This is a genomic window from Marinilactibacillus psychrotolerans (genome assembly GCF_900101525.1).
In the GTDB taxonomy this organism is placed as follows: domain Bacteria; phylum Bacillota; class Bacilli; order Lactobacillales; family Carnobacteriaceae_A; genus Marinilactibacillus; species Marinilactibacillus psychrotolerans.
In genome coordinates this window covers 26,692-53,093 of record NZ_FMZD01000014.1, presented here as the reverse complement: position 1 = coordinate 53,093, position 26,402 = coordinate 26,692, and the positions used below count along the sequence as shown (strand labels likewise).

24 protein-coding genes are annotated in these 26,402 nt (G+C 32.7%); 10 read left to right on the top strand and 14 right to left on the bottom strand.

The features are described from left to right. Positions 1-211 precede the first annotated feature (211 nt). Positions 212-1,399, bottom strand: coding sequence for an L-lactate MFS transporter (locus BLT22_RS08545; protein WP_218127264.1), 1,188 nt, complete (start codon positions 1,397-1,399; stop codon positions 212-214). A gap of 585 nt (positions 1,400-1,984) precedes the next feature. Between BLT22_RS08545 and BLT22_RS08540 the strand changes: the two genes are divergently transcribed. Then, positions 1,985-3,745: a methyl-accepting chemotaxis protein gene (locus BLT22_RS08540; RefSeq protein ID WP_091762484.1), complete on the top strand. Its 1,761-nt coding sequence runs from the start codon at positions 1,985-1,987 to the stop codon at positions 3,743-3,745. Between the two features lie 49 nt (positions 3,746-3,794). On the opposite strand, the gene BLT22_RS08535 is transcribed toward BLT22_RS08540, so the two are convergent. Further along, positions 3,795-4,304, bottom strand: coding sequence for a ClbS/DfsB family four-helix bundle protein (locus BLT22_RS08535; protein ID WP_087057710.1), 510 nt, complete (start codon positions 4,302-4,304; stop codon positions 3,795-3,797). Positions 4,305-4,438: 134 nt separating this feature from the next. On the opposite strand from BLT22_RS08535, the gene BLT22_RS08530 reads away from it, so the two are divergent. After that, positions 4,439-5,350 (top strand): AEC family transporter, encoded by a 912-nt coding sequence (locus BLT22_RS08530; protein ID WP_091762482.1) that lies wholly within the window; start codon positions 4,439-4,441, stop codon positions 5,348-5,350. Between the two features lie 19 nt (positions 5,351-5,369). Here the strand turns inward: BLT22_RS08530 and BLT22_RS08525 are convergent, their stop codons facing one another. Together BLT22_RS08525 and BLT22_RS08520 are read right to left on the bottom strand one after the other, a co-directional pair. After that, positions 5,370-6,113, bottom strand: coding sequence for a response regulator (locus tag BLT22_RS08525; protein WP_072695536.1), 744 nt, complete (start codon positions 6,111-6,113; stop codon positions 5,370-5,372). Then, a complete protein-coding gene (locus tag BLT22_RS08520) occupies positions 6,106-7,743 on the bottom strand; it encodes an ATP-binding protein (protein WP_218127263.1) in 1,638 nt (545 codons plus the stop codon). Before BLT22_RS08520 ends, BLT22_RS08525 begins: the two co-directional genes overlap by 8 nt. A gap of 343 nt (positions 7,744-8,086) precedes the next feature. Here BLT22_RS08520 and BLT22_RS08515 point away from each other — a divergent pair, with 343 nt between their 5' ends. Together BLT22_RS08515 and BLT22_RS08510 are read left to right on the top strand one after the other, a co-directional pair. After that, the gene (locus BLT22_RS08515) at positions 8,087-9,136 is read left to right on the top strand and encodes an AEC family transporter (RefSeq protein WP_091762481.1); all 1,050 of its coding nucleotides are present in this window, start codon (positions 8,087-8,089) and stop codon (positions 9,134-9,136) included. 49 nt (positions 9,137-9,185) lie between these two features. Continuing rightward, positions 9,186-10,214, top strand: coding sequence for a 2-hydroxyacid dehydrogenase (locus BLT22_RS08510; RefSeq protein WP_091762479.1), 1,029 nt, complete (start codon positions 9,186-9,188; stop codon positions 10,212-10,214). Between the two features lie 67 nt (positions 10,215-10,281). Here the strand turns inward: BLT22_RS08510 and BLT22_RS08505 are convergent, their stop codons facing one another. The 3 genes from BLT22_RS08505 to BLT22_RS08495 form a co-directional block, all read right to left on the bottom strand. Continuing rightward, positions 10,282-11,604 carry a glycosyltransferase family 2 protein gene (locus BLT22_RS08505; RefSeq protein ID WP_091762476.1) on the bottom strand — a complete coding sequence of 441 codons (1,323 nt, stop codon included), beginning with the start codon at positions 11,602-11,604 and terminating at the stop codon, positions 10,282-10,284. 303 nt (positions 11,605-11,907) lie between these two features. After that, positions 11,908-12,348, bottom strand: a complete 441-nt coding sequence (locus tag BLT22_RS08500) for a GNAT family N-acetyltransferase (protein WP_091762473.1) — start codon at positions 12,346-12,348, stop codon at positions 11,908-11,910. 93 nt (positions 12,349-12,441) lie between these two features. Continuing rightward, positions 12,442-12,615, bottom strand: a complete 174-nt coding sequence (locus BLT22_RS08495; RefSeq protein ID WP_072695551.1) for a PspC domain-containing protein — start codon at positions 12,613-12,615, stop codon at positions 12,442-12,444. 159 nt (positions 12,616-12,774) lie between these two features. Here BLT22_RS08495 and BLT22_RS08490 point away from each other — a divergent pair, with 159 nt between their 5' ends. Beyond that, positions 12,775-13,719, top strand: coding sequence for an aldo/keto reductase (locus tag BLT22_RS08490; protein WP_091762471.1), 945 nt, complete (start codon positions 12,775-12,777; stop codon positions 13,717-13,719). A 42-nt stretch (positions 13,720-13,761) separates the two neighbouring features. Here BLT22_RS08490 and BLT22_RS08485 read toward each other — a convergent pair whose 3' ends face one another. Further along, entirely contained in the window at positions 13,762-14,697 is a 936-nt protein-coding gene (locus tag BLT22_RS08485; protein WP_176935411.1) for a CorA family divalent cation transporter, read from the bottom strand. Positions 14,698-14,824: 127 nt separating this feature from the next. After that, on the bottom strand, positions 14,825-15,391 hold the full coding sequence (locus BLT22_RS08480) for a TetR/AcrR family transcriptional regulator (protein ID WP_176935409.1): 567 nt from the start codon (positions 15,389-15,391) through the stop codon (positions 14,825-14,827). A gap of 172 nt (positions 15,392-15,563) precedes the next feature. Between BLT22_RS08480 and BLT22_RS08475 the strand changes: the two genes are divergently transcribed. Further along, positions 15,564-16,115: an NADPH-dependent FMN reductase gene (locus BLT22_RS08475; protein WP_091762464.1), complete on the top strand. Its 552-nt coding sequence runs from the start codon at positions 15,564-15,566 to the stop codon at positions 16,113-16,115. 84 nt (positions 16,116-16,199) lie between these two features. Here BLT22_RS08475 and BLT22_RS08470 read toward each other — a convergent pair whose 3' ends face one another. Next, the gene (locus BLT22_RS08470; RefSeq protein ID WP_091762461.1) at positions 16,200-16,619 is read right to left on the bottom strand and encodes an RDD family protein; all 420 of its coding nucleotides are present in this window, start codon (positions 16,617-16,619) and stop codon (positions 16,200-16,202) included. A 424-nt stretch (positions 16,620-17,043) separates the two neighbouring features. Next, complete coding sequence (locus BLT22_RS08465) at positions 17,044-18,423, bottom strand: FAD-dependent oxidoreductase (RefSeq protein ID WP_091762459.1); 1,380 nt, start codon at positions 18,421-18,423, stop codon at positions 17,044-17,046. Positions 18,424-18,934: 511 nt separating this feature from the next. Between BLT22_RS08465 and BLT22_RS08460 the strand changes: the two genes are divergently transcribed. From BLT22_RS08460 to BLT22_RS08435, 4 genes are all read left to right on the top strand, one after another. Beyond that, positions 18,935-19,417: a PH domain-containing protein gene (locus BLT22_RS08460; protein WP_091762457.1), complete on the top strand. Its 483-nt coding sequence runs from the start codon at positions 18,935-18,937 to the stop codon at positions 19,415-19,417. Next, positions 19,410-20,927: a PH domain-containing protein gene (locus tag BLT22_RS08455; protein ID WP_091762455.1), complete on the top strand. Its 1,518-nt coding sequence runs from the start codon at positions 19,410-19,412 to the stop codon at positions 20,925-20,927. The genes BLT22_RS08460 and BLT22_RS08455 overlap by 8 nt, the downstream gene beginning before the upstream one ends. Position 20,928: 1 nt before the next feature. Next, the gene (locus BLT22_RS08450) at positions 20,929-21,399 is read left to right on the top strand and encodes a PH domain-containing protein (protein ID WP_176935407.1); all 471 of its coding nucleotides are present in this window, start codon (positions 20,929-20,931) and stop codon (positions 21,397-21,399) included. Positions 21,400-22,806: 1,407 nt separating this feature from the next. Next, positions 22,807-23,286, top strand: coding sequence for a helix-turn-helix domain-containing protein (locus BLT22_RS08435; protein WP_091762449.1), 480 nt, complete (start codon positions 22,807-22,809; stop codon positions 23,284-23,286). A gap of 470 nt (positions 23,287-23,756) precedes the next feature. On the opposite strand, the gene BLT22_RS08430 is transcribed toward BLT22_RS08435, so the two are convergent. The 3 genes from BLT22_RS08430 to pgeF all read right to left on the bottom strand — a co-directional run bounded on the left by BLT22_RS08430 (position 23,757) and on the right by pgeF (position 25,624). Beyond that, entirely contained in the window at positions 23,757-24,416 is a 660-nt protein-coding gene (locus BLT22_RS08430; RefSeq protein ID WP_091762447.1) for an SdpI family protein, read from the bottom strand. Next, complete coding sequence (locus tag BLT22_RS08425) at positions 24,409-24,684, bottom strand: autorepressor SdpR family transcription factor (RefSeq protein WP_087057674.1); 276 nt, start codon at positions 24,682-24,684, stop codon at positions 24,409-24,411. The genes BLT22_RS08430 and BLT22_RS08425 overlap by 8 nt, the downstream gene beginning before the upstream one ends. 214 nt (positions 24,685-24,898) lie before the next feature. Next, complete coding sequence (pgeF, locus tag BLT22_RS08420; protein ID WP_091762445.1) at positions 24,899-25,624, bottom strand: peptidoglycan editing factor PgeF; 726 nt, start codon at positions 25,622-25,624, stop codon at positions 24,899-24,901. Between the last annotated feature and the right edge of the window lie 778 nt (positions 25,625-26,402).

The following is a 26,402-nucleotide window of genomic DNA, read 5'->3' as shown; positions in this document are numbered from 1 at the left end:
AGTTAAGATGAACTTTATAGAAATTTATACATAATAATTACATTATCTATACTTAGTTTAACATAATCTGCGTTATTATTAAGGTAATATGTTCTTATCTAAGCTTAGTCAGCTTAAAAAATTTGCAAACTTTATTTAATTGATCTTATTTTATACTATTAATAAAAAATCTTCTACTATTAAAAGTAGAAGATCTTTTTCATTAATTTTTTTAGTCAATTGGCTTTATTTGTAATGGTGGCTTAACTAATAATGATAAGATTAATCCTACTATAGTTAATAGCGCCGCTATTAAAAACGCTGGTTTGAAACCACCGGCCAATGAAATCAACATAGGTCCTACTAATGCAGCAATACCATATCCTTGGTATACTAACCCATAGTTTGCACCTAGGTTTTTTATCCCATAATAATCACTTGTAAGCGGTGGAATCACTGCTAAAAAGCCGCCGAAACAAAACGCGATTATGGCTACTATACTAAAAAACAACCTAGTATTGGGTGTAATTGTGCTTAACAAACCTACAGCCACAGCCGTTAAACCAAACATAACAGAAATAACACGTAGTCTTCCTAATTTATCTGAAAGAATTCCCCAAGTAATTCGACCTAAAGCATTAAAAATTGCTGCCAGAGCGACTGCATTTGCAGCTATTGCTGGTGCCAATCCAGCCACATCCATCCCAATATCTTTTGCTAAACCAATAACGAGCAACCCCGTAATGGTTCCCGTTAAATAAATGACCCATATTAGATAAAATGATTTAGTTTTAATCATCTGAGTAACCGTAAACTCATTATCATTAATAATCTTATCGCTTACTTCAGAAGTATTTATTTTAGGCTGTCTAAGCAATTGTGCGCCTATCAATCCTATAATCATATAAATAATACCCTGATAAAAAAATGCTCTTGATACACCAACAGATTCAATGAAAGATTGAATAAAAGAATTAAACAAAAAGCCACCTAGCCCAAAAGCTCCCACTGCTATCCCAGTGATGAATCCTTTTTTATCCGGAAACCATTTAACGCACGTTGATAATGGACAGACATACACAAACCCGATGCCCACTCCAGCTATCAAACTATAATATAAATATAATTGCCATAGTGACTCAGCTGTCGAAGTCAACATGAGCCCAGCACTATACAAAACAATCCCTATTGTAGCTATTTTTCTTGGACCGAATTTATCCTGCAACCGTCCAGAGATTATAGTCGTGAATGCAAAAATAAAAATGACGATAGAATAGGCTAGATAGACACTATTAGTTTCCCAACCATATGCATTTGCTAATGGTTGATTAAATAAACTCCAAGTATAAACGCCTCCGATACAGAGCTGCACCAATATAGCTCCTATTACAACCCACCATCTATTAAAAGATATTTTCAAATGCGGTACCCCCTTAGTATTCTAATAATCATTATATTGAATGAATGATTAATTGCAATATCTTCATTTTCAAAACCACCATTCCTTTTACATTTTCAGTTATCTTTCAAATATAAACTTTTTCAGCTAATTTGCTTTAAAATATATTAAATATACCTTTCGTTCTAAGGCTATCAATCAGATTTAATTTTAGATTAATAAGTTTGATATTCAAAATAGTTTACTTTTTTTCACTCGTAACATTTCGTTCACTTCTTACTTATTGTTCTCTTTTTTATAATTACTCAATTTGAAGTTTATTCTAAGCGTGTAATTATAATTAGAACACTAAAATTGATTACTTGCTCTTTATTCTATTATATGTTTGATTATCAATGATTTTAGATAAAATAGTTACTTGGCATTATCTACTACATTTAAAAATACATATTTTTTTATTTATGATTATATTTTATCCATAATACATTCTTATCATACTTATAATTTTTAAGATTTACTATTTATAAGTAACAAGTGTTTTCAATTGCTATCACCATAAACACTTTGTATAGCTTTCCGATAATAAGGGTAAGGGAGTGATGTAAAATGGATAGAACAGAAACACAAACAAACAAAGAAAAACGCATCAAAGATAAATCAAAAGGAATTCGCCTAATACAATTTAAAAGTTTGAGAGCTAAAATTTTGTTCGGCTTTATTTTAGTTATCCTATTTATCATTGGATTGATGGTAGAAACAAGTATTTCTACTCTTCATACAAATAAAGAAACTGAAACAATGGTTACTCATGAGATACCTTTAATGATCGCTGATGAACGAGTTGGGTTCTCAGTAGCTAGACGTTCAACAAATGTTCGTGCCTACTTGATGACAGGCAATGAAAAATATAGAGATATGTTCGAAGAGAATGCTGAAGCTGTACAGCCATACGTAAAGACATTAGGAGAACTTTCTAATTCAGATACCGTAGATGAATTTATTACCACCCACGAAGAATGGACTCAAGGCATGTTGAGAGATGTATTTGATGTTTATGCGGCTGGAAATGAAACAGAAGCGCTAGCTAATATGGACGAACTTGCTCCAACTACTACTTTTATGCTGGATACGCTAGCTGAATCCGCAAGAAACCAAGAACAAGTGATTAATGAATCTGGAGAAAACATTATTGATATAGGACAGACAGGTCTCTCAATCAATCTTATTGTTTCTATTATCGTTATTATACTAGCGATTATCATTGCTTTATTAACTAGCAGATCAATTTCAATACCCGTTAAAAAAGTCATGGAAAGAATGAACGATATTAAAGAAGGCAATTTAAAAAATGATTATCTGAGTATCTCAAATAAAGATGAAACAGGACAATTGGCAGACTCTGCGAATGCGATGCAAGATCGCTTGAAAGACATCCTATCAAACATTTCAGAAGTGTCTTACCTCTTGTCATACAATAGTAAAGAATTATCTGAAACTTCTTCAGAAGTGATGTCTGGAACAGACCAGGTCGCAATGACGATGCAAGAACTATCTGAAGGTTCTGAAACGCAAGCACATACTGCGAGTAAACTATCTACAATTATGGATGACTTCTCACAAAAAGTTGATGCAACAAATAAAAGTGGACAACACATCAATACTTTATCAGAGAAAGTACTGAAAGAAACAGCTAACGGTACTACATTAATGGAATCATCTGAATCTCAGATGGTAAAAATAAATGACATTGTAAAACAATCAGTTGAAAAAGTCGATCAATTAGATATGCAAACACAAGAAATCTCAAAATTAGTCGAAATTATTCAAAATGTGGCCAACCAAACCAACTTATTAGCTTTAAATGCGGCTATTGAAGCGGCCCGTGCTGGTGAACATGGTAAAGGATTTGCTGTTGTGGCCGATGAAGTCCGTAAACTAGCGGAACAAGTCGATGTATCTGTTTCAGAAATCACTGGGTTTGTACAAACAATCCAATTGGAATCTAAAGGGGTAAGCGAATCCTTACAAGAAGGTTATGCAGAAGTTCAAACAGGAACCTCTCAAATCAAAGCAACGGGTGACACTTTCAAACAGATATCAAAATCTTTAAACGATGTCGCTCAAAATATTCAAGGAATCAATACTAACTTATCTGAACTAAAACATAACACCGATGACATGAACGCTTCTATTGAAGAAGTCGCTTCTGTTTCTGAGGAATCCGCAGCCGGAGTAGAAGAGACTTCAGCTGCTACGCAACAGATCAATAGTTCCATGGAAGAAATTGCTGGTGAAGGTGGAAAAATTTCCCAATTAGTTGAACTAGCACAAAATATGGATAATCTCCTTAAAGGATTTAAAATCTAATATCATTGAAAAAGATCCTTTAGCTATTTTCAGCTAAAGGATCTTTTTCCTAATCATTAATAGATTTCTTAAATTTTTTAATTTTTTTCTGCCCCCAGATATAATGGCTGGATGTATTAGAAATGAAATAACTGCCTAATGAAGTAGTCTTCGTCCACTTATAATATTTTTTTGTAAACATTTCTTCATTTGTATGTTCCTGAATTAACTGCATAACTCTTTCATGACTATCAATCAATTTTTCTTCTGATTCTAAAAGGGATACACTCTGTACAGATTTCCAGATTTTCTGATTTAGTACTGGAAGTTCTTTCCAACTATATCCTTCTGCTGGCATTGCGGGAATTCCACCTTGCATCCCTACCTCGTACCATTTCAACATCATCAAATGCCATTTATATAAATGCATCAAAACATCTCTTATATTCTTATCACGATCTTCAAATGGAAAGCTCTCCATTCTTTTTTCTTCAGGGATGGATTCAATCAAAGAAAATAGCATGTTAAATTCTTTTTCTGCAGCTTCTATTAATTCTGTCTTTGTCTGTGGTCTACTCATTTTTTTATCTCCTTTTTAACCTTATATAAGGGATTAAACAGGTAATACAATTAGAATCGCTTGAACAAATCAACAAAACAGCTTATGATAAAAGTACATTATTTTTAATGATACTGTTTAAGGAGTTTCTGCATATGGCCATGATTCTTATCCAATCTCTCAGTTTCCTTCTCGTCGTTCTGGTGGCCTACTTATTTAAAAAAGCTGGAATTTTACGGTCGACTGATGGCACCATTCTTCAAAAAATCATTTTAAACATTACTCTCCCTGCTACAATCATTGTCGGTTTCAATGCCGTAAAAGTTGATGTCATCTTATTTATTATGATTGGTTTAGGGTTGCTTACTAACTTAGTACTTGTTCTAATCGGTAGCTTATTTTGGCGAAAAAAAGACCCTGTTGATCGCGCAATGATGATGTTCTCTCAAGGAGGATTCAACATTGGTAATTTTACTATTCCTTTTGTTCAAGGTTTTTTCCCCGCCGCCATTCCATTTATTGGAAGCTTTGATATGGGAAATGCTTTAATGCTGTTCGGCGGATCCCCCATGGTTGTAGATAAAATATTAGGCCAAGAAAGACAAGAATCCAGTTATATTAAAAGAGCTTTGCGTTTATTTCATTCCCCCTCTTTTACGACCTATACTTTCATGTTCCTACTCGCTTTACTTGGGATCACGGTTCCAAAAACGATCACTTCAGTAGTAGCGTTATTTTCCAGCGGTAATGCCTTTTTATCCATGTTTATGGTTGGGCTTTATTTGGAAATAGATATGGATACATCTTCGCTTAGAAAAATATCTAAATTATTATCTGTTCGTTATACACTCGCTATTGCGGTAGCCGTTTTATTCTACTTTGTTCTTCCATTACCAGAAATTGTACGTTTCTCCCTAGTGTTAGTTACGCTTGCACCTGTTGGAACCGTCTCAACAATCAATATGATCGTTTATGGAAACAAGCGATCTACATCAAGCTTTTTATCTTCTATAAGTATCATATTTTCACTTATACTTATGACCATTGCTTTGACATTGTTAGCTTAAATGTCAAAGCTTCTGCTTTTTATTTGTATACAAACTGCTCAATTTCAACTGCACTATTCTCATTTATTTGATAAATTATAGCTGGTCTTCCTACCGTATTATAATCCATTTCCTCATCCAAAATCTGTAAATCAACCAAATATTGGATATATTTTTTTGTGGAAATTCGAGAAATACCTATTTCAGTTGCTATGTTCTCAGTCGTGAACCACTCTTTAGTAATAAGAATTTGTTTGACTACTTTTTTCATTGTAATCTTTGATATTCCTTTGGGAAATTCTATTGAACTTCTATTGGAAAGCTTGTTAGAATCCATTTCACTTTGTATAATTTGTTCGTTGCAGAAATACTGATCCAATGTTTTCTGATTCGTTACTTTCCCTTTCGATAATGCCTGATCAAATTTTATTATTTTTTTTAATGAAGCTTGAAATCTTTCAAAAGTAAATGGTTTTATCAAATAATCGGTTGCACCAAAATAAACTGCTTGCTGCACAGATTCTATGTCATCCGCTGCTGAAATAAAAAGTATCGGTATAAAGATCCCTTTTTTCTTTAATGATTCGGCAAACTCAAGACCAGTCTGACCAGGCAAATAAATATCAAGTAAAATCAAATCTGGCTCTTGTTGGTCAATTATACTCCAAGCATCTGCTGTCGATTCAGCTTGTCCAATTACCTTTAATCCTTCCATACGTTCACAAAATTCTTTATTCAACATTGCTACCATAGGATCATCTTCAACAATTAAAACATCAATCATGACCTTCCTCCAACCTATAATCTAATTCAATTAGTACTTTACTGCCAATTTGCTCTTTAGATTCGACATCTATAATCCCATTATAAGAGCGGATAATCGTTTGAACAGCATCTAATCCGTACCCTCTTTTATTTCCCTTTGTAGAAAATCCTCTTTGAAAAATTCTCTTCTTTTCTTCTGAGTTCATTCCAATTCCCGTGTCTGTGACTTTTATTGTCAATATTCCTTCATCTTTATCATAATGCAAATAAAGTGAGATTTCTTTTCTTTTTTGTGTTTGTACAGCTTCAAAGGCATTATCCAACAAGACGCCTATTGCCACAATCAGATGGTGAGTCAAACTATTTACTTCAATGTTTGGAAAATAAGAATCTTTATCAATTGTTAACAGAACTTGTTTTTCTTTCGCTTCACTTGATTTACCTAACAGGAACCCAGCTAGTGCAGGAGATTTAACTTTTTCGGTAATATATCCTATTTCTTCATGGTAGTCTTTATTTAATATAGAAATATAGCTTTTAACTTCCTCGTATTTTTCTAATTCAATTAACCCTAAAATAACATGTAACTGGTTCAAAAAATTGTGACTTTGAGCACGCAGTGAGTCTATATATTGTTCAGTGCCACTCAACTCTCTTAATAGATGCTTCATTTCCGATTGATCTCTTACTGTCGCTACAGCCCCTGAAAATTCTTGATTAATCCATATAGGGGAAATATTTACTACGATATCTAAATGATTCAGGACGAGCGAATGATCAGAAACTGTCTCTTTAGTAGAAAAGCACTCTGAGAATAAAACCGTGTATAGTTCTCCACTCACTTCTCCATTCATAGAAACTATTTCTGGAAGATTAGCTTGTTTAAAAATAGCTTTTGCATTTTCGTTCATCAGCAAGACTTTTTTATCCATGGAAATAGCAATAATTCCTTCAACCACAGCATCTGTAATAATTTTTCGTTCTTTCAGTCTCGTAGCAATTTGTTTCGGCTCTAAACCTAACAAGGTTTTTTTAATCTTGTTTGCTAATAAAATAGAACCTGTTAACCCAACCATTAACCCCACAGCTAATCCATAAATTAGTTTTTCTTGAGCTGCCTGATTTTGAATGGCAATCGTTTCATTTGTAATTCCAACACATACGATTCCCTCCTGTTCTCCAGCTTCATTTATAATTGGCGTAAAAAAACGCCTGCCAGCTCCTAAAATTCCAATATGTTCAGAAAAATGTTCACTGCCATCTAACGCACGGCTAGCATCTTCAATATTAGAGAACTTTCCACCAATTACCTCTTTCTCTGGATGCGAGTATCTTATTAGATTATTATCCAAAACAACGATAAATTCTACATCTGTATCTGCTAAAACTTCATTTGCATACTCTTGTACCTCTGGATCTATCACTTCGTTCGTAACAGCACCAATAACTCGATCATCTTTCGCTACAATTCTGGCAATGGATGAGATTTTATTTTCGATTACCTGATATTCTCTGTCTACAACATAATTTTGCACTAGTAATGCTGAAGCTCCTAGAGAAAAAAAGACTGTAAGCAATATCAATAAGATCATTAAAGATCTCAAAGATAAAAAGCGAAACCATTTTTGTCTATTCATTTTTATTTTCACAATATCCATTCTTTATAAATTTATTTAAGGCAATACTCTCATTAAATATAAACCTACCATTATATAAAGATCAAGTAAAGTTGATTTTTATGTGCATAAATTAACAATTTGAACTTTAGAAAATAATATTGGTTTATCTTATTCAAGAAATATATCCACCTTATATCATAGTATTTATTAAATCTCATATAATAATATCTTGCTTACATAAGTTACGAAACTTACTTTACTTCTATATTGTTCATTTAATCACAAAATAACTATATAGTTTTCTTAAAGGTAAATGTCGACAATTTATCACTTAGATTTATATGTGAATAAACGAACATACAGGAGGAATTACATGTTTTTCGATATATTAAATACTACTCTTACTGACATGACTATATTAAGTGCTATTTCATCTACAATTTTTATTATTCTCTTAGGCTTCATCGCACGTAAAAAAGAAATTTTCAATGATCAAGTTGGGAAAATCCTTTCAAAAGTTGTGTTAACAGTTGCTTTGCCCGCATTAGCTTTTAAAGCATTTATGCAAGATATTGATCCAAGTTCATTAGCTGAAGGAAGAAACGTATTAATCTGGGGAATTGCTATTTATATCATTCTGATCGTACTTTCTAAACCTATTTTCATGAAGTTCAAAGGTGATGAACAAGATACACTTCGTGTTCTAACTATTTTTGGCTCAACAACATTTTTCGGTATTCCGATTGTGGGCGCAATATATGGAACAGAAGGTGTGCTTTATGCTTCAATTTTTAATATTGGATACCGAATATTCTTGTATTCATATGGATACATCAAAATGAGTGGCTTAAAAATGGAAATGAAAAACGTTAAATCAATGTTTTTAAATCCGATTGTTCTTGCTACTTTTTTAGGATTGTTCATATGGTTAGTGCAAGGATACTTACCACAAGTTACTGTAGCAACCGAAACCGGATTAACTGAAGTTGCTTTTTTAAGAATTGATCAGACAGCTCCATGGTTGTTTCAACCCATGACTTATCTAGCAGGAATTGCTTCTCCACTAGCATGGTTAGCTATCGGTTCAACCTTAGGTGAAGTTAGCTTTAAAAAAGCAGCCGCTTCAAAAACTTCCTGGTTTTACAGCTTTGCCAAAGTTATTTTAGTTCCAATTATCAACATTGCGTTTCTACTCATATTGACTTTAACAAATATTTTACCAGTCAGTCTAGTCGGATTAGGAACAATTGTAGTTATGATGGCAACACCAACAGCAACAGTAGCCGCAGCTTATGCCATTAGCTTTGATAAGGATGCCCTACTCGCTTCAAACGCATCTTTACTCTCTACCATATCTGCTGTTGTAATGATGCCTATATGGATTGTGATTATAAGTATGCTTGACTCATTAGGTATCTTTTAATTAAACTCAAAAATCGAAAATTACTATTACTTCCAAGGAGAGAATGTATATGACAGTCAAAATTGTTTGTTATGGTGTTAGACCAAATGAAAAAGAATATTTTGAAAAGTTAAATACTTTTCATTATAAATTAAACTTAGTAGAATCATTACTAAATCACGATAATGCTGAAGCTGCTATGGGAATGGATGCTATCATTCTCAGAGGTAACTGCCTTGCTGATAGAAAAAACATTAAAAAATTTGCTGAATATGGCGTAAAATATTTGTTAACCAGAACAGCTGGATTTAACCATATTGATCTAGAAGCTGCGGCTGATTACAATATGATGGTAGCTAGAGTACCGTCATATTCACCCAATGCCATTGCTGAGTTATCATTAACACTAGCTATGTCTTTATTACGTCATACAACCTATACAACTAACAGAACAGCAAAAAAAGACTTCAGAATCGATACAACTATGTTCAGTAAAGAAATAAGAAATTGTACAGTTGGCATTATTGGAGTAGGTAAAATCGGTCAAACAGAGGCCTCATTATTCAAAAGTCTAGGAGCGAATGTACTAGGATATGATGTTTACCAAAGTGATAGCGCAAAAGAAACTGTAGAATTTAAAAGTTTAGACGACGTGTTAGCTGAAAGTGATATCATTAGTGTACATGTTCCCTATATTCCAGGTGAAAATGATCAAATGATTAATTCAGAATTTATCAATAAAATGAAAGATAAAGCCATTTTAATTAATACAGCTCGAGGTGAACTCCAAGATAATCAGGCGCTTTTAGATGCTATAAACTCAAACAAATTAGATGGAATTGCTACAGATGTTTTTGCAAACGAATCCTCCATTTTCTTTAAGAAATATGACGAAGATCAATCCTTAGACGATCCCGTCATACAAGGGCTGGTTGATCTTTATCCTAGAGTATTGATTACACCACATGTCGGTTCAAATACGGATGAAGCTTTAAAAAACATGATTGAAACCAGTTATGAAAATTTAGACAGGTTAATCAGACAAGGTTATTCAACTAACGATGTAGCCCTACCAGAAAAAACTTCTATGACCGTATAACACTTTTAAAATAAGCAGTAGATGAAACAGTTTATACTGAATCATTTACTGCTTTAATTTTTACATATTATTTCCATACTCGTTTTTTTGCAAATATTTCATGAGAATATCCCATAATAGAAATCGGACTCATAATCAGTTGATAGCACAATACAAAAATAATAAATCCAAACCTGTTTTTCCGTATGCTCAAGTTTAACTCTTTGAATACTTTCTTTTGATATACATATAAAATATAGTTCTGCAATAACGCTAAGGGCAAAACCAAAAGTGTCATAGGTCCAATAATCCAGAAGAATCCAAAGAATGCCAGTACTAATCCTGGTATCCACGCGAAAGTGTAAACAATATCTAAATAAGGCATTAATAAATTGATGCCGGTTAAAATACGAATATACTTAATCGGTTGTTCCCATGGTTTCACAGCTTTAAGCCCTTCAATCATGCCTCTTGCCCAACGGCTTTTCTGTCTATAAAAGTGAATAAATTTACTAGGTACTTCTGTAAATGCGACTGCCATCGGTTCGAAATACACCCGCTTATTTTCCCTAAGCATCTTCCAGGTTAGTACAATATCTTCTCCAATCGCATCTGGCCATCCACCAACTTGCTTCAATATATCCGTTGTATACAGAGAGAACGCCCCTTGTGCTACTAATGTTCCTTGATACATACCTTGCATTCGTTTAATACTCGCGATCCCTAAAAAATATTCCCATTCTTGTAGTCTAGCTAGTAAATTTTGTCTACTATTTCTTACAAGTACTGATCCTGCTACAGCACATGTATCAGCAGGCGCTGTTAATATTCTAGAGACAACATGCTTTACAGCTAATTTATGCAATAATGTGTCAGCATCCAATGTAATCACATAGTCCGTCTCTACAACTTTAAGCGCTTCGTTAAGGGCATTAAACTTTCCAGGTTCTTTTGCATAAATCACTTGCAAATTCAACTCTAATTCTTCTCCTGCTTCTATAGATCGTTGATCCGTCTGATCAGTAGAGGCGTTGTCCACAACGATCACTTTAATTTCCCCATCATAAATTTGATTTTTTATATAAGAAAGGGTATTTGCAATAGTTTCTTCTTCGTTATAGCATGCGATAATAATCGTTATAGGCACTTCTGGATCTATCGTTTTAAACTTAGGCTGTCTGTCCAGTAACAAACTCATGATAATAAAAGAATTAATTAATCCCGGAACATAACCGATTCCTGCTATAATCACCACTGCTATAAATGGTGTAGTTAGCACTCCTAAATCATGAACCCATGGTAGAGAAAAATAGATAGAAATAATAAGCCAAATAAATGCAAATGTTATAGAAAGTATAAACTTTTTATTAATAGAAATATAATGTTTCTTTATTGGTTTATTACCGATCATGAAAGAGCCTCCTATTGCTTAATTTATTAAGCATACTAATTGCAACGATTTAAGGCAATAGGATATCCATCAATATTATGTACAAAATGTAACAGTTTATAAATCTATTTCCTCTCATTAAAATGAATCAAGCAAATAATTGATTTATACTTTGTAGAGCGTATAGTTCGGTTACTTACAAATAGCAGATAAACATATCGAACGCTTATTTAAATAAGTTTCTTTTTACTGAACGATATGGAAACAATTATGGGGTAACAAAAATGCACCAGAATGTTATATAACATTCCAATGCATTCTATTTTATAAATAGTGTTTTTCCATCGTCTTGTGCACGATACCCACTTGTTTGTATTCATCACTAGTAAATATGAAACCTAGCTTTTGATAAAATGACCACGCATTGATTCTAGCATGTAACCAGATTTTTTGTACTTCATTATCTTGTGCCCATTTTTCTGCAAATAAAACTAATTTAGTTCCTACAGATTGTCCCTGGTAATCAGGATGAACAGCTACTTGCTTCATTTGATAACTATTTCGATCTGTTTCAATTAAAAATAGTGTTCCCACAACTTTATTTCCAGAAATAACCACAAAATGTATAGCCTTCTCTTCTTGGGAGAGCTTATCTTGCTTTATATCCAAACCTAAGGGCTTTCTTAATACTAAATCTCTTAAGCTAAGTGAAAGCGTATATTCAGGATTATGTGTAGAGATTCTTTTTATGAGCATATTTTCCATACCGGTTCACCTACTTCAAATAAATATTAACTAATTAATAAAAAAACCTTATCTAATTTAGACCATTAGACAAGGAATGGAAAGTATTTATTGTTAATCCTCTTCTGGCATAACGAATGCTAAAATAATGTAGATCAGTAAGTTTGACGGCAAAAGCAAAAATAAAATTCTTATAGCCCATGCTGAAATACCCGTGAATTCTGCTATTCCCCCACATACTCCCGAAAAGACTCTATCGGTAGAAGATTTAGTAAGTTTTCCTCCCATTTTCAAATCACCTCTTCTATAAATAATTTTGTTACTCTTAAAATAACGTTCTTTAGCGAAAAAATCAACTAATTACCCATAAGACAACACAAGATTCTTCTATTCGCTTTTCAATTCGTTTATACTATTAATAGAATCGATTAATAAAGGAGAGATTTCATGAGTGAGTTAGTCACATTAGGTAAATCAGGGTTACAAGTTCATCCAATCGGATTAGGTGCCAACAAAATTAGTGACGCTGATCCTTCTACCAATACTGAATACGGTGGTGAAATTCTTTTAGATGCTATCGAAAAAGGATTGAACTTCATCGATACTGCCTTCATATATGGAAACGGCAAATCAGAGTCAATTATTGGTGAAACCTTGAAAAAACATAATCTTCGCAAGGATATTGTAATTGCTACGAAAGGGGCACATGAAATTATAGATGGAGAAATCAAATTGAATAATTCTCCTGATTTTCTGACTAAACAAGTTGAAGACAGTTTACAAAGACTTCAAACAGATTATATTGATCTTTATTATATTCACTTTCCAGACGAAGACACACCTAAGGCAGAAGCAATTGGTGCCTTATCTCGCTTGAAAGAACAAGGAAAAATTCGCTCGATCGGTGTTTCTAACTTTTCATTGGATCAAATTAAGGAAGCTAATGTTCATAACGATATCGACGTTGTTCAAGATGAATATAACTTACTGAATCAAGAAGCTGAATCATCTGTTTTCTCCTATTATAATGAAAAAAATATCAGCTTTATTCCTTATTTCCCTTTTGCTTCAGGCTTACTTGCAGGTAAATATGATAAAGATACCCAGTTAAGTGATAGACAAAGAAGTCGTCCACAATTTCAAGAACCCACCTATAGTGAGATTCTTTCAAAAGTAGATCGTCTAAATACATTGGCTGATCAGTATAATACAGGAATACAAAATATTGTTTTGGCATACTATTTATCTAAAGATGTAATAAATGCTGTGATTCCTGGAGCTAGAAACAGAAACCAAATGGAACAGAATCTGGAAGCTGCAAATATCAAGCTTACTCAAGAAGAAATTAATTTTATTTCAGAACTTTTTCCAAAAACTTATAAATTAAAATAAGCTAAACCGAGTAACTACCAGAAAGCAACCTTCTGGTAGTTTTTAATATTCTTTCTTTTTTAAATATAAATAAGTTGTCCACCCTAATAATATAGCAAAGATTACAACTGATAGAGAGCCTAAAGGCGTGTCTTTCCCAATTAGTCCTCCTGTATTGATTCCCCATAAACTAAAAATCAGTGTTGGAATCGCAATCACTAATTGAGCAGAATCCAAATATTCCATAATGCCATTCAACTTACTATCGAGCATATCCGAAATCAACCCACCCGTAGTATCAATCAAATCTCTATTTAAACTAATGAGTTTATCTGTTTTCTTTATTTTTCGTTTTATTTCTCGTACATGCCTCTCTTCCGTAGCCATACTTTGGAACAACTCACTAGCAAGTAACTTTTCAATAGTTGCTTTCTGATCAACTAACGTTTGTTCTAAAAAGACCATATCTCTCTCCACATCCGCTAAGTCCGTTAAGACCTCTCGTTTAGTTGTGGAACGTGCTCGTTCGCTGATTTCATCAATAGCTCTTTTCAAACGATTAATCTCTACAGTATATATTTGATACATATTTAAAATACATCCAACAATCAGCTGACTAGGTTGAACGGCTTCTGATAAATCTTTCTTTATTGAAGGCGTGATCGACACATCCCTTTTATCTGTTATCGAAATCATTTTTTCCTTATTGTAAATAAAGGTGATCGGATAAAGACCTTTTTCTATTGAATGCGGTTTACTGGTTTTATAATTAATCAGCACAAGAAAAGCGCAGTTCCCTAATGTTTCAGAATTGAAATGTTCAATTTCAGTCATATTCTCTGGAAAATACTGAGTCACAAACATATCTAATGGAATATCATAATATTTCCCTAACTTTTCTACTTCATGACTAGTTGGATTATTGACCGCAATCCATTTTGCTAGATCCTCTAGACTATTATTTAACTGGTTATTTTGAAAGTTATAATAAGTGATCATCATTTTGGCTCCTTTCATATTGAATGATGATTGAACTGTATTTTTTTAGTTACCCTATTATCGCATGTTCAAAGAAAATAAAAAACTAGAGATCCTTTTTTATCTGGGATCTCTAGTGATTATTCTATTATTCATTTATGATTTTTTCTATAGAAACCATCATCTGTTGGAAAAATACTTCTGCATCCAACTGACTATTTGATTTCCACTCATAGGCTGCTCCATATAACATCCAGCTTAAAGCAGTTGCTGAGCTTCTGATCTCTATTTCACTTTTAGAGCTATACCTAGACTTCAATGCCTGCAGTAATACTTGCTCTACTTCTTCTCGCAATATCGCTTCAGTACCTGAAGCTAAATCTTCATAACTTTTCGTACACATATCAGAAAGTTCTTTATGAAATTGAGTCAACGATAAAAATAGATTTTTCAAAGTATTCTCACAAAAATTTTTATTCTCGGCTAACTCACTTCGAATATTTTTCAACAAATTTTCTCTCGTTACAATTTCAAATAATTCATATTTATCAGCGAAGTAATAGTAAAATGTTGCTCTATTAATCATTGCTTCATTTGTTATATCACTAACCTTGATTGCTTCAAATCTCTTCTGTTGTAACAATTTCATGAATGCTTCAATAATTGAGTGCCTAGTTCTGACTTTACGAATATCGATCGTTTTTGTAGTTTCCATGTCTGCTGTTCCACCTTTATACGACATTTTCATTAATTTGTTGGATAAGCAACAAAACCAGATAATTGTTGGTTGTTACTTATTTAAAGTAAGTTATAATAAGATTATACAACAGTTGTTGGAAAAACAACAGTAGTAAATAAAAATAAAATACAGACTAGGAGAATAAACAATGACTGAAAAATTAAATATTGGTATTATTTTAGGAAGCACTAGAGAAGGACGCGTAAGTGAACAAGTTGGAGAATGGGCAAAACAAATTGCAGATCAAAGAAATGATGCGACTTATGAGATCGTTGATATCGCAAAATACAACTTACCTTTCCTAGGAACAACAGACGGAACAGAACCAGGATTAGCAAAATGGACTGAAAAAATCAACTCATTAGATGCTTTTGTATTTGTAGTAGCTGAATATAATCACGGCCTTCCAGCTGCATTAAAAAATGCTTTAGACGTTGCTGCACCAACTTCATGGCATAATAAAGCTGCCGGTATTATGAGTTACGGTTCAACTGGTGGAGCTCGTGCAGCTGAACACTTACGTGGAATTTTAGGAGAACTGTTTGTAGCTGATGTTCGGACCCATCCAACTTTCTCATTATTTACAGACTTTGAAAATTTCTCAACTTTCAAACCAGCTGACTTACACTTTGAAAATATGACTTCTCTATTTGACCAAGTCAATTCATGGGGAAAAGCATTAAAAGCTATCCGAAACTAATAACGATTTCCAGTCAGAGGTTTACCAAATGGTAGGCCTCTTTTTTTATTAAAAGATCAGTACATTTATTAACATTAAAAACGCTTATTCAGCCTTCACAAAAGTACCTGATAGTAAATCATGGATTCCTCGTTTATCTTGTCGGAACAAAACCATTAGTCCACCTATTGCAGTACTCAATCCAAATGTTACTACCCCTAAAAGGAATATACCTATTACTTCCCTGATAAACATATCCAAAAGAGTCAGTTTAGTGCCATTAACTTTTTCAATTTTAATATTCATTATTTTTTTACCGATTACATAACCTTTCCAAAAGACTGGCGTGATAACCAAATAAAAATAATAAACTATATTCCACACTAGCCCTTGTGCCCAATTGAATGACGCTTCTCCAGTAAACAGGTAAATCATAATTCCAATGGGTACGATCACAACAATCCAGTCCAACAAACTGGCAATTGCTCTTATTACAAATCCTGCTCTTTCAAATGCAAATCTCATGAAATCTCTCCCTATGTAAACTCGCTTCACTATTCTACGATTGAACTCCACGAACAAGTCCGATTAACGTAAGAGGCATACATATATAGAATAATTGTCCGTTCATAATTTGATAAATTTGATATAATTCTAGGTTTTTAATTCTCTTTTCACTTTAAATAATACATAGGAAGTCATTGAGATACAAGCAAAGTAGAAGTGGACGCTTTTTTAATCGAGTTTGGATTTCAACTATGGTTTAAATTTTATTTTCAGCTCATCATTCTTGCTCCTTATTTTATAATAGGTGCCTATCAGTAGATACATTCTCTTCCAAATAGTTATGACTGTTTGACTTTATTCTTTACCAACCTTATTTGACATAGAACCAAAAAAAGAACCTCAAGCAAGTGCTTGAGATTCTTTAGGATATTCAATAAACGTTTTAGTTAGAACCAGCATTCATTGATTCTTTGTTGATTTCATCTTCATGAGCCATAGCTGCTTGTCCTAATAAGTTCAAGTAGTTCCATGGACGGTCAAATACTGGTTGGAAGAAGAAGTCTACTAAAGCTAAATCTTCGATTGTCATTTTGTTTTGGATTGCTAATGACAATGTGTTTGCAGATTGAGTAATATCATATTTAGACATGACTTGTCCACCAACGATACGCTTAGTTCCTACTTCATAAACTAATTTCATCATAAGTTTTTCATTCGTTGGCATGAATTCTGGGCGGTAGTTATCTTCAAACATAACTGCACGTGCTTCAAGACCCATTACTGGAGCACTTGCTTCACTAACACCAGTTGATCCAATATTCCAACCGAATAAGTGTAACCCAGATGTTGATTGAGTTCCTCTGTATTCCATTGTTGGTTCTTTAATGTTCTTACCTACTAGTAGTCCCATACGAACAGCATTAGTTGCTAATGGGATATAAGCATGTCCACCAGTTGGGTTATAGTTTACTGCACAGCTATCGCCTGCTGCAAACACGTCTGGAACGCTTGTACGCATATAGTTATCAACGATAATCGCACCGTTACCAAGCATTTCAACTTGACCTTTTACAAGATCGGTGTTTGGACGGAAACCTACGCATAAGATAACTAGTTCAGACTCATACTCACCACCAGATGTTTTAACAGTAGTTGTATTTCCATCTTCACTATCTACAAAGCCTTGAACCATTTCATTTAATTGAACTTTTACTCCACGTTCTCTTAAATCATCTTCTAGAACAGTCGTAAATTCAGAATCAAGATATTTATTCAAGATACGGTCAAGTCCATCCACTAACGTTACTTCTTTACCGTCTTCAGCGAATGCTTCTACAAGCTCGATACCAATGTATCCTCCACCTACAACAGTGATTTTCTTTTTATCTTCTTTACGAGCAATAATTTCTTTTGCTTGATTATAGTTTTTACATAATACAACGTTTTTACTTTTAATTCCTTCAATTGGAGGAATAATTGGCCAAGAACCAGTAGTTACAACTAATTTATCAAAAGTATCTTCAGTTTCTTCCCCAGTTTTAAGATCTTTAACTGTTAATTTTTTAGCTTTTGTATCAATATTTAAGACATCATGTTCCATCTTAACTTGAGCACCAAATGATGCTAATTCTTCAGGGTTAGAATAGAATAATCCTGCTGGATCTTTAACAACTCCACCTACGAATAAAGCAATACCACATGATAAGAAAGAGACATTATCGTTTCTTTCGTATACAGTTACTTCTGCTTCAGGATTCTCACTTAATATTGTTTTAACCGCTGATGTTCCAGCATGTGTACAACCTACTACTACTACTTTCATACTTAATTTTCCTCCTAGAAATATATTGTGTTTTTATTAACAACGAAGAACAGAGAAATATCAGGCCGAAAGTTACTAAATTCACAATTCAGAATGAACAAAATTCTAGACAAAAATAGATAAATTTGCTGATTTTATTCCAAATTGGAAAATATACACAGTCGTTTTAATTGAACGCTTGCTTCAATATCCCTTACCTGGCGACTCACTGCACTAGTTATATAGAAATAACTATTTTATTGTCATTTCCATAATCATTATACTCCAGAATGAACAAATTACAAGAGAATTGCTCAAATTAGTTCAATAAATAGAGCCTACTCTTATAGGTTTTTTCTCAAACGCTTATTATTAATAAGTGAAACACAGAATGATTTATGTTTAGATTTAAATAATATAAGCTAATAATTAGCTTATATTATTTAATAACTAGTGAATTTTTAAAGCAAAATTGTTATAATATGACTTATGGTTTAAATTAAACAATTTTTTTTAAGAACGGAGAATAATTATGGAGCAAACCCCTCCTTCAAAACAATTAGATCCAATCGTAATCAAATATGATAAAGCCGAAAGTCTAGTATCCTCTCTCTTTAGTTTAATCATCTGCAGTATTTTAATTGTGATTACACTTTGGTTGAATTGGCCTACTTGGCTGATTCCAATCTATATTCTGCTGTTGATCCTTATAACCTGTATAGATTATTTTATCCTGCCAGCGCTTAGATTGCGTTCGATTCGTTATGAAGTACATGCTTCATATTTAGAAATCATGAAAGGTATTTTCTTCAAGAATCGAGAGATTATCCCTATCGAAAGAATACAACATGTTAAGATTGCAGAAGGGCCTCTTTCTAGAATGTATGATGTTCGTGATATAAAAGTTTACACTGCAGGTACGTCTCATGATATTCCACTCTTATTAACAGAAGAAGCTATTGCTCTGCACGATCAAATATTCAATCAGATCAAGGAGGTAGACTCTGATGTTTAATAAACAAAGACTACATAAACTTACTTTGGTCACCCAAATTTATAATATCTTACTAAGAATTTTATCTGGATCTTTTTTTATTATTATATTAATTTTTTTCCAAGATCCTGACCTTAAAACTATGCTTATTTTCTTAGGAATTTTTATTGCTTTGTCTTCGATTTTATTTGTAGTAGAAGTAATAAAATATTATCGAACGCATTACTGGATTGAAGGTAATCGTTTAGTCCTACAAACTGGTCTATTTGTAATAAAAGAAAAAGATATTCAAATCAGCCGGATCCAAAGTATTGATACGAGCGAAGATATTGTCCATCGATTGCTCAAAGTTACTAAAGTTACAGTGAATACCCCTGGTCAAGGTCTGAGCTTGGATGCACTTTCTGTCAGTCAGTATAAAGCATTGTCTGATTATTTGAACCAATTAAAAACAGCCTTAAACAAAAAAGATGTGGACAGCTTGCCTGAAGACGAGCTTTCGGCAGAAAACACGGAATTCACTCAAACTTCTCAAGAAAATATTCCTGAAGAAACAGGATTATTTCAATTGTCTATTGGAGAAATCGTTAAAATGACTATTTTAAATGGTGCGATTTTCCGAGGATTCTTCATTTTCTTAATTGGATTCAATTTCATAACTGATTTACCTCTAGATGACTTCTTCACTGAAGTTGAATCTGTTTTTATCAGTGCTTCTATCATTATCTTATTTGCTTCCATTCTCGTGGGAATGATTCTACTCTATACAATTGGCATTATCGCTTCAATCATTAAAAACTACGGCTATAAAGTAACCTTATCTGAAGAATATTTAAATATAAAAAAAGGATTGCTAGAGACCCAGAGTCAAACTATCCCATTAAAAAATATTCAAACCATAGAAGAAAAACAGAACTGGATTATGGACTTTTTCGGTTACACTACTTTTTCCTTAGGACTGACTAGTGACTCATCACAGAAAGATAATGACAATAAAACCGAAGTCAAAGAAGATGGACAAGTGATTTTGTTCCCTATCATTAAAAGCAAACAGCTGAAACCATTAGTCAAACAATGTTTCCCTGATTATGTTTTAGCTCCTGTGGAAACCGTTGTACCGACCCGTTCCATTAGAAGGTTTATACAATTCCCAGTATTATTCTGGTTGATTGTTGCTACTGCAGCTAGCATGTTACTATGGACGTATGCTTGGATTATCGGGCTGTTCATTATCGTATTTTATGGCTTTTTCGGTTATCGTTCATACAAACTTACTGGATACCATCTATCTGATAGTGAAGTGAGTATACAAACGCCTACATTGTTCGCACTCAGAAAAACTTATGTCCCTAAGAATCGTATTTTAAATTTAGAAGTTAAACAAAATCCTTTCTTGAAAAAAGCAAATTTAGCAAAAGCAAGCTTTAATACTGCACATGGTATGACTTCAAAAACCTTTAAGCTGAGATTTATTGAAGAGAAAGATGCTTTCATCATATTTGAGTGGTTTAAAAACGGAGGTGCTGATTGATATGAATATCCAAAAAGTTGACGATAAAGTAATCAAATTTTGGCAAGTTAAGGCTTTAATTGACTCTGTCATTACGATTCTAGTTTTTTCCGTCATTCTAGGCGCTGTCTATTTCTTTACTGATACGACTATTCCTATATGGATTTTTATCATCGCTTTAATTGTTCTTCTGATCAGCTCCCTTTTCTCTATTTTTCTATTTCCCATCTTAAAAGGGAAGTACTTCGGATATAGTTTTTATGAAGATAGAATTATCATCAAAAAAGGTGTTTGGTTTAGAAAACAAGAGACGATTCCAATGATCCGTATTCAAAATATCGAATCGAACATCGGTCCAATTGCAAAGAAATTCAATTTAACCTCTTTGCGTGTCACAACAGCTTCTAAGTCCCACAAACTACCTGAGCTAAATACTCACGAAGCTCTAGAACTGCAAAATTGGGTGCAACAAATTATTCAGAAAACTATATAGAAAAATCCTTACTCGTAATCAATACAAATTTACGAGTAAGGATTTTTTTTTTAAATGCTACCTGGCATAACCAAAAACGCCGATATTGTTAATTTCCCCAATAGGGATTATGAAATCCGATTAGATAATGTAAGGCAATGTAAATAAACCAGATTGCTCCCAAGGATAGAAAGATGTATTTTGAAAGATTATCTAATTCCTTTACTGAGAATCCAAGGAAAATAAACATGGAACCGATGAGATAATTTCGTATTATCTGTTGATAAGAAATTTGATATTTTCTATTTATGATTACACTAAATAAAATGATCAGTATCATTACTATGTAAACAATGATTCTACTTTTTCTGAAGTCGAATTTATCCGCTAGAATGGTTAACACTTCCTTTTTGATAAAATAGCCTAACAGTTCATATTTCTACCGTATTCTATTGGAGACATAAAATCTTTAGTGTATTAGAAAGTCCTGATTTTAATCAATTGCATGGTGTTGTTATAAGAGACGTGTCTCTCTTTCCTGAGTCTATGAAAGGAGAAATTCGTAGGTCATGAAAAAGTGTAGCATATGCTACACTTTTTGTTTAATTGACTTTTTATCTTTCTGTGTATATCTGTATAAACGCTCACAGCCAACTAGAACGAAAACAATCATTGCGAAACTGTTAAACACCATTTTAAAGGTGTATAGTCCTTCTAAATTGTTAATGACCATTCCTGATATTATCAAAGTAAGAAGAACAAAGTTTAAAACCTTGCTATCCATATGTGCTTCACTTCCTGTAAGTTAATTATAAATATCGCCATATTATCCATTAAGATTATTGCAACTGCTGATACTATCAAAACAAGAGAAACGAGGTATAAAACTTTCCTAACCATATATCCCATATATAGTTTACTTTTATCAGGTGATCTATCATCTATCTCTAATTTATCCTATTTAAAACTTTGCGCAATAAACATTTAATTCCTTTTATAGCCTAATTATATCATAATAACTATTTTCAACCTAAAAAACAGTAAAAAATACGGAAATAATATTTTCTATTTTTTCTATTGCCAAAATATAATCACTTCAATACGTTTTTGATCATCAACAAACCATTTTATTTTTCAATAAGTCATTACATATAGTAGGTAACTAATCTCTGATATGCAATACGTTCAACATGGCGTTTTACGAAAACCTCCAAACTCAATAAATTCTCCAACCAAAAAAATGATTTCTTTTATTTCTTCTACTCCCTCACCTAATTTTTCCTGAATTATCTAACCGTTTAATCAATAATGTAAATATTTATATAGTGATTAGCTTAATTGTCCTTATATTTCTATTCGTTGCGTGCGCAACACCGCTAGTTGCTATATTATTATAGACATAAAGATTACGATCGGAGTGTAATACAAATGGAACTAGGAGAAAAAATTCGTTTTAGAAGAACGGAACAGAATCTTACGCAACAACAATTAGCTGAAAGAGTGTTTGTCACCAGACAAACGATTTCAAAATGGGAATTAAATAAGAGTGAGCCAGATCCAATCACTTTGAAATTATTAGAACAAACTCTACAGACTGAACTTGTTGAGCAAAAAGATTTTAGGTCCGAGAAAGGAGAACAAATAAGTATGAAAAAAATCATTAATCTTGTGTATATTTTACTATTTGGTTTATTTTTCTTACCATTTAGAATAACAGGTACGCTTATTATAAAATATTGGAATAAGCCGATTGTTAAACTCGTACTTATTCCACTTTTCATGACGATTTATCTGTTTTATCTCTATTCATTAAAAGTGCATGTTTTTTATATGTTTGTTGTAATCACTAGTGTATTTTATTTACTCACAACTCTTTACTTTTTATCTGATTCAAAAAAAGAAATTTAGAATCAACTAGCTGGACAACCAAGTTAAATCAATCAGAATAAAAAGTCATTTATAAAATTCGCTAATAATAATTTTAAATAAACTATTTAATCTTCTTGCACTTAGTGTCTCAGGAACAATATATAAAATTTCGATTTGGCAAATGAAGAATTGCGTACTTTTACAGATAGAAAAAACAATTTGTAAGTAGAAAAGAACAGTACCGATTTAGAACAGGATATTATCGGATATATTGAAGGAACAGCGGGTACTCAATAGTTTGGATGGTCAGAAGGAAATCGGCAATTCTTAATTGAATCTGCCAGTGAAAATCAGATGAAGTAAGTATAGATATCTATCAGATGGCAGGATCAAGAAATGGTCTATCCGTGGATTACATCTGAAGTATTGTTTGGTGCATTTGCAATGAAAACCTCATTCGAAAAATAAATAGAGCTGAACCTTATAAAGGTTCAGCTCTATTTATTTAGTCAAGATTGATCTTTTCGATACAAAACAAATGAATAGATAATCGGAACTAAAACCATGAGTACAATCGTGCTTATAATGATAATGAAGTTTAGAAAACCAGTTTGTTTTCCTAGATGAAATAAATTACTTATAAATAAAATTATACCTCCAACTATAAAACAAACACCGCCTACTCTATGCGTTTTATTCCAATTATCTGCATCATGTAACGTCCAAGGTAATTTAATCCCAATTGTATAATTCTGCCTTGATTTAGGCAAATAATTGCCTATCACAATAAATAAAATACTAACCAATAACGTGACAACAAAAGGAACTGAAATTTTGATTCCTATTGAAACCAACAAAGAAATAGGGATTAAAATTACTGAAAGTGCAGGAACTAACCAAATGATCATTCTCTTCATCCATTTAGACTGATTTTGCCGCTTCGGATCATTTGTTATGGCTACAATGCTGATGATATTGATGACCGCAAAAAATACAGGTAAGCCAAATACAGCCCATGGTTTTGACATATAATTATCGATTTCTCCAGCAGCATTCCAATGGACTGGTATCTGATCTGGCAAATCACTATACATAAATATTCCTAAAACGATTGGTAATAAACAGACCAGCGTTGTAGTGATTAAAGTCTGTTTTCTGAAGTTAATCATTTATATCTTCCTTTCTAAACTGAGAAAACCAGAGCATCGTTTCTTCAAATACTGATATATTTAATTCATAATAAATAAAATTCTTGTACTTTTCTTCATGAATTAGTTCCGCTTTTTTCAATTGATTCAAGTGATAGGATAGCGTTGCTCCAGCTATATCAAAGTGATTTTTTATCTCCCCCACTGTCATCCGTTGATCTTTCAGCAACACCAAAATTTCTCTACGAACCGGATCAGATAAAGCTTTAAAAGTCTCGGGAAACCCCATTATATTCCCCTTTCTATATTATCGTATTAATATAATTCTATTTCTAATTTCATCTAAATAGTACGCCTATTTAATCAAACTGTCAATATTATTTCTAAAATATTCGAAATAGACTTCAAAAAAAGAGCAGTTCATATGTTATGTCCTTTAATGTTGATCAAAAAATCAAGATATAGGACAGCGCATTACTGATCTGCTGCTTTTAAAACTTATTTTATGGTTTCATCATGGTTAACATACCGTTCAAACGATAATCCGGACCTTCTGCACGAGCAGAATGAAGTCTAGGATCTGTAAAAGTTGAAGCCTTCTCAATCTCAATATTCTCTGAACGGATTCCGGCGCCCTTTAAAATATCAAGGTTGGCATCAAGCATACTTAATTGATATTTTTTCCCTATTGGTCTATAAAATTGATCACGGTTTTCAAATGTTTCAAATGCATCATAGACTTCTGACCCTACTTCGTAATGATCTATATCTATTGACGGACCTAAATATACTAATATATTTTCTTTTTTACATTTAAAGTCGTTAACCATCTTATCAATAGCCTTTAATGAGATACGCTGAGTTGTTCCACGCCATCCAGAGTGAACACTTGCCAGTACTTGTGCTACTGGATCAAATAATACCACAGGGGTACAATCCGCAAACTTGATCAAGAGAGCAACATTCGGTTGATCTGTAATTAATCCGTCTGTTTCTTTAAATGTTTTTCCGAAAACAAACGCATCCCCATATTCTCCATTTACATAAGCAATGTTGGCACTATGGACCTGTTGACCTGTATAAATCTCTTTCGGGTGGATAGTCATTTTGCTGAGGACTTTTTGAACATCCTCTTTTACTGATCTACCGGCTTTTTGATAACGAAAATTATAATCTGTTCCTGCAATATAATTTTTCAAGCCATGTTCTGATAATAGTTTTGACTGCACTGTATAACTCCTATCTTATAATGATTCATAATGATCACACCAACAATAATAATTTTATTTTAACATGAACTTTACTGTCTCAAAAGAAGTATAAGAAAAGCGGTTCAACCTTTTCCTAAATAATCTAGAAAAACTTCTATTCAATCTTATGTAACTTTATTTCTTTAGCTATAGCGGACGGTTTTCCACTTCCATTACTGTAATTTGTCAATTGAATAAAGTAGTAATTAATATATTCGATGATGGCAAAAATATAGATACACAGCAGGGTGAGTAATTCCATTAATGAAGATTCACTTAAAAGTAGTATTTCGATTAAGACTATCATCGGTGCGACCAATAAAAGCAGCAGATCTATTTTCTTTAATAACTTTAAATGATAATGAAGTTTAGGAAAACTATTTTTGTAGTTTCGAATCGTCTCCACTTCACAAACCAGAAATAACTCCCTTGAAGTAAAATGACGTTTAATGTTAGGACCACACTCGTTAAAGAATATCTATTACTTAGATTTTCAAAATAATAAAATAATATAAGAGTGAATACAATTATCGCAGATATTTCGCCAGTAAATAAATAGACTAACCTTTTTTTTATCTCTCTTTTCATTCTTATAATCCCCTTTATATATACCTACAAATAATCAATCTAACCACTTATCAGCAATCATTCTCACGTCGAATTATTTCCTTATTAGTTTACCATATAATTTAATTTCACCTGTTTTGTTTTACTCATTTTCATACCAAATTTCTTTTGAATTCTGTTTATAAGAAGT

Bases quoted from the DNA above. Each gene is read 5' to 3' on its own strand.
- BLT22_RS08530 (WP_091762482.1), top strand. From the start codon at position 4,439: ATGGCCATGATTCTTATCCAATCTCTCAGTTTCCTTCTCGTCGTTCTG.
- BLT22_RS08495 (WP_072695551.1), bottom strand. From the start codon at position 12,615: ATGGGAGGAAAACTTACTAAATCTTCTACCGATAGAGTCTTTTCGGGA.
- BLT22_RS08505 (WP_091762476.1), bottom strand. From the start codon at position 11,604: ATGATCGGTAATAAACCAATAAAGAAACATTATATTTCTATTAATAAA.
- BLT22_RS08485 (WP_176935411.1), bottom strand. From the start codon at position 14,697: ATGATCACTTATTATAACTTTCAAAATAACCAGTTAAATAATAGTCTA.
- BLT22_RS08450 (WP_176935407.1), top strand. From the start codon at position 20,929: ATGAATATCCAAAAAGTTGACGATAAAGTAATCAAATTTTGGCAAGTT.
- BLT22_RS08475 (WP_091762464.1), top strand. From the start codon at position 15,564: ATGACTGAAAAATTAAATATTGGTATTATTTTAGGAAGCACTAGAGAA.
- BLT22_RS08480 (WP_176935409.1), bottom strand. From the start codon at position 15,391: ATGGAAACTACAAAAACGATCGATATTCGTAAAGTCAGAACTAGGCAC.
- BLT22_RS08510 (WP_091762479.1), top strand. From the start codon at position 9,186: ATGACAGTCAAAATTGTTTGTTATGGTGTTAGACCAAATGAAAAAGAA.
- BLT22_RS08465 (WP_091762459.1), bottom strand. From the start codon at position 18,423: ATGAAAGTAGTAGTAGTAGGTTGTACACATGCTGGAACATCAGCGGTT.
- BLT22_RS08490 (WP_091762471.1), top strand. From the start codon at position 12,775: ATGAGTGAGTTAGTCACATTAGGTAAATCAGGGTTACAAGTTCATCCA.
- BLT22_RS08500 (WP_091762473.1), bottom strand. From the start codon at position 12,348: ATGGAAAATATGCTCATAAAAAGAATCTCTACACATAATCCTGAATAT.
- BLT22_RS08430 (WP_091762447.1), bottom strand. From the start codon at position 24,416: ATGATTAACTTCAGAAAACAGACTTTAATCACTACAACGCTGGTCTGT.
- BLT22_RS08540 (WP_091762484.1), top strand. From the start codon at position 1,985: ATGGATAGAACAGAAACACAAACAAACAAAGAAAAACGCATCAAAGAT.
- BLT22_RS08525 (WP_072695536.1), bottom strand. From the start codon at position 6,113: ATGATTGATGTTTTAATTGTTGAAGATGATCCTATGGTAGCAATGTTG.
- BLT22_RS08460 (WP_091762457.1), top strand. From the start codon at position 18,935: ATGGAGCAAACCCCTCCTTCAAAACAATTAGATCCAATCGTAATCAAA.
- BLT22_RS08455 (WP_091762455.1), top strand. From the start codon at position 19,410: ATGTTTAATAAACAAAGACTACATAAACTTACTTTGGTCACCCAAATT.
- BLT22_RS08515 (WP_091762481.1), top strand. From the start codon at position 8,087: ATGTTTTTCGATATATTAAATACTACTCTTACTGACATGACTATATTA.
- BLT22_RS08435 (WP_091762449.1), top strand. From the start codon at position 22,807: ATGGAACTAGGAGAAAAAATTCGTTTTAGAAGAACGGAACAGAATCTT.
- BLT22_RS08425 (WP_087057674.1), bottom strand. From the start codon at position 24,684: ATGGGGTTTCCCGAGACTTTTAAAGCTTTATCTGATCCGGTTCGTAGA.
- BLT22_RS08535 (WP_087057710.1), bottom strand. From the start codon at position 4,304: ATGAGTAGACCACAGACAAAGACAGAATTAATAGAAGCTGCAGAAAAA.
- BLT22_RS08470 (WP_091762461.1), bottom strand. From the start codon at position 16,619: ATGAGATTTGCATTTGAAAGAGCAGGATTTGTAATAAGAGCAATTGCC.